The sequence below is a fragment of the Bradyrhizobium sp. CCH5-F6 genome, from assembly GCF_001556045.1.
Classification (GTDB): domain Bacteria; phylum Pseudomonadota; class Alphaproteobacteria; order Rhizobiales; family Xanthobacteraceae; genus Bradyrhizobium.
The window spans coordinates 1-3242 of the sequence record NZ_LSIC01000189.1; the positions used below are offsets into that span (position 1 = coordinate 1).

The following is a 3242-nucleotide window of genomic DNA, read 5'->3' on the forward strand; positions in this document are numbered from 1 at the left end:
TCATGGATGATCTGTTGCGGGAGTTTTTGACGGAGACCAGCGAGAGCCTGGACACCGTGGACAATCAGCTGGTGAAGTTCGAGCAGGAGCCGAACAACGCCAAGATCCTGGATAACATCTTCCGCCTGGTCCACACCATCAAGGGCACCTGCGGGTTCCTGGGCCTGCCGCGGCTCGAAGCGCTGGCGCATGCCGGCGAGACCTTGATGGGCAAATTCCGTGACGGCATGCCGGTGACCGGGCAGGCGGTGACGGTGATCCTGTCCTCGATCGACCGCATCAAGGAGATCCTCGCAGGCCTGGAGGCGACCGAAGCCGAGCCCGAGGGCAATGACCGCGACCTCATCGACAAGCTGGAAGCGATGGTCGAGCAGGGCATGGCCGCGATGGCGGCAGGTGCTGCAGCTCCCGTTGCCGACGCTCCGCCGCTGGTGCCCGAAGCCCCGGTGGCCGAAGCCAAAGCTGCGCCCGCCAAGGAGCTGACCACGGGCACGCTGATCGAGCAGACCCTGGAGCGCCCGTTGCGTCCGGGCGAAGTCTCGCTCGACGAGCTCGAGCGCGCCTTCCGCGAGACCCCGATCGAAGCGCCGGCGCCCGTCGCCAGTGCCGAAGCAAAGGCCGAGCCCGCCCCCGAAGCGCCCGTCGCGGACGCAAAACCCGCCCGGGAAAAGGCCGCGCCGAAGAGGTCGACGGCCGACGAGGGCGCCTCCGAGGGCGACCGCATCGCCAACCAGTCGATCCGCGTCAACGTGGATACGCTGGAGCACCTGATGACCATGGTCTCCGAGCTGGTCTTGACCCGCAACCAGCTGCTGGAGATCTCCCGCCGCAACGAGGACACCGAGTTCAAGGTGCCGCTGCAGCGTCTGTCCAACGTCACCGCCGAGCTGCAGGAGGGCGTCATGAAGACGCGCATGCAGCCGATCGGCAATGCCTGGCAGAAGCTGCCGCGCATCGTCCGCGATCTGTCGAGCGAACTCGGCAAGCAGATCGAGCTGGAGATGCACGGCGCCGACACCGAGCTCGATCGCCAGGTGCTCGATTTGATCAAGGACCCGCTCACCCACATGGTGCGCAACTCCGCCGATCATGGCCTCGAGACCCCCGCCGAGCGCCTCGCTGCCGGCAAGGGCGAGCAGGGCACCATCCGCCTGTCCGCCTATCACGAGGGCGGCCACATCATCATCTGCATCGCCGACAACGGAAGAGGCCTCAACACCGAGAAGATCAAGGCCAAGGCGATCTCCTCGGGCCTCGTCACCGAGGCCGAGCTCGAGAAGATGAGCGAGGCCCAGATCCACAAGTTCATCTTCGCCCCGGGCTTCTCCACCGCGGCCGCCATCACCTCGGTGTCGGGGCGCGGCGTCGGCATGGACGTGGTGCGCACCAATATCGACCAGATCGGCGGCACCATCGACATCAAGTCGGTGGCCGGCGAAGGCTCGTCCGTCACCATCAAGATCCCGCTGACGCTCGCCATCGTCTCGGCGCTGATCGTGGAAGCGGCCGGCGACCGCTTCGCCATCCCGCAGCTCTCCGTGGTCGAGCTGGTGCGCGCCCGCGCCAACTCGGAGCACCGCATCGAGCGCATCAAGGACACCGCGGTCCTGCGCCTGCGCAACAAGCTGCTGCCGCTGATCCACCTGAAGAAGCTGCTCAAGATCGACGACGGCGCGGCGAGCGACCCCGAGAACGGCTTCATCGTGGTCACCCAGGTCGGCAGCCAGACTTTTGGCATCGTGGTCGATGGTGTCTTCCATACGGAAGAGATCGTCGTGAAGCCGATGTCCACCAAACTGCGTCACATCGACATGTTCTCCGGCAACACCATCCTGGGCGATGGCGCGGTGATCATGATCATCGACCCCAACGGCATCGCCAAGGCGCTCGGCGCCGCCGGCTCCTCGGCCCATGACATGGGCGACGAGAACGGGGCGCATCACATCGGCTCGGGCGAGCAGACCACCTCGCTGCTGGTGTTCCGCGCCGGCTCGTCCCAGCCCAAGGCGGTCCCGCTCGGGCTGGTCACGCGCCTGGAAGAGCTGCCCGCCGACAAGATCGAGTTCAGCAACGGCCGCTACATGGTGCAGTATCGCGAGCAGCTGATGCCGCTCGTCGCCATGGAGGGCGTCACCATCGCGTCCCAGGGCGCCCAGCCGATCCTGGTGTTCGCCGACGACGGCCGCTCCATGGGCCTCGTCGTCGACGAGATCATCGACATCGTCGAGGAGCGCCTCAACATCGAGGTCGGCGGCTCCTCCTCCGGCATTCTCGGCTCGGCCGTGATCAAGGGCCAGGCCACCGAGGTGATCGACGTCGGCCACTTCCTGCCGATGGCGTTCTCCGACTGGTTCACCCGCAAGGAGATGAAGCCGTCGCTGCACTCGCAGTCGGTGCTGCTGGTCGACGACAGCGCGTTCTTCCGCAACATGCTGGCGCCGGTGCTGAAAGCGGCCGGCTACCGCGTCCGCACCGCGCCGACCGCGCAGGAGGGCCTGGCTGCGCTGCGCGCCCAGAGCTTCGACGTGATCCTGACCGACATCGAGATGCCGGACATGAACGGGTTCGAGTTCGCCGAGACCATTCGCTCCGACAACAACCTCGCTTCGACGCCGATCATCGGCCTGTCGGCGCTGGTGTCGCCGGCGGCGATCGAGCGCGGCCGCCAGGCCGGCTTCCACGACTATGTCGCCAAGTTCGACCGTCCCGGTCTGATCGCGGCGCTGAAGGAGCAGACCGCGGGCGCCGCCGGCGCCTCCGAGCTGAGCCGGGCAGCGGCGTAACGGACAGGATCAGGAGATACGCTTATGGCCAACAAGACCCAGTCCAGCGAAGGCACCATGGTCGAATACGTCACCGCGATGATCGGCGGCCAGCTGTTCGGCCTGCCGATCTCCCGCGTCCAGGACGTGTTCATGCCCGAGCGCGTCACCCGGGTGCCCTTGTCCTCGCGCGAGATCGCGGGCGTCCTCAATCTGCGCGGCCGCATCGTCACCGTGGTCGACATGCGCTCCCGTCTCGGCCTGCCCAGGGACGAGGACGGCAAGACCCCGATGGCGGTCGGCGTCGACCTGCGCGGCGAATCCTACGGCCTGCTGATCGACCAGATCGGCGAGGTGCTGCGCCTGCCCGAGGCGGGCATGGAGGAGAACCCCGTCAACCTCGACCCCCGCATGGCCAAGCTCGCCGGCGGCGTTCACCGCCTCGACGGACAGCTCATGGTCGTCCTCGACGTCGATCGC

The 3242-nt window shown here is 67.0% G+C and carries 2 protein-coding genes; both read left to right on the top strand.

Going from position 1 to position 3242, the window contains the following annotated elements; all coding sequences use genetic code 11:
- Positions 1 to 2: 2 nt before the first annotated feature.
- Positions 3 to 2783: a hybrid sensor histidine kinase/response regulator gene (locus tag AX729_RS32480; RefSeq protein ID WP_061028181.1), complete on the top strand. Its 2781-nt coding sequence runs from the start codon at positions 3 to 5 to the stop codon at positions 2781 to 2783.
- Positions 2784 to 2807: 24 nt separating this feature from the next.
- On the top strand, positions 2808 to 3242 hold a 435-nt coding region (locus AX729_RS32485; RefSeq protein WP_061028182.1), incomplete at its 3' end, for a chemotaxis protein CheW.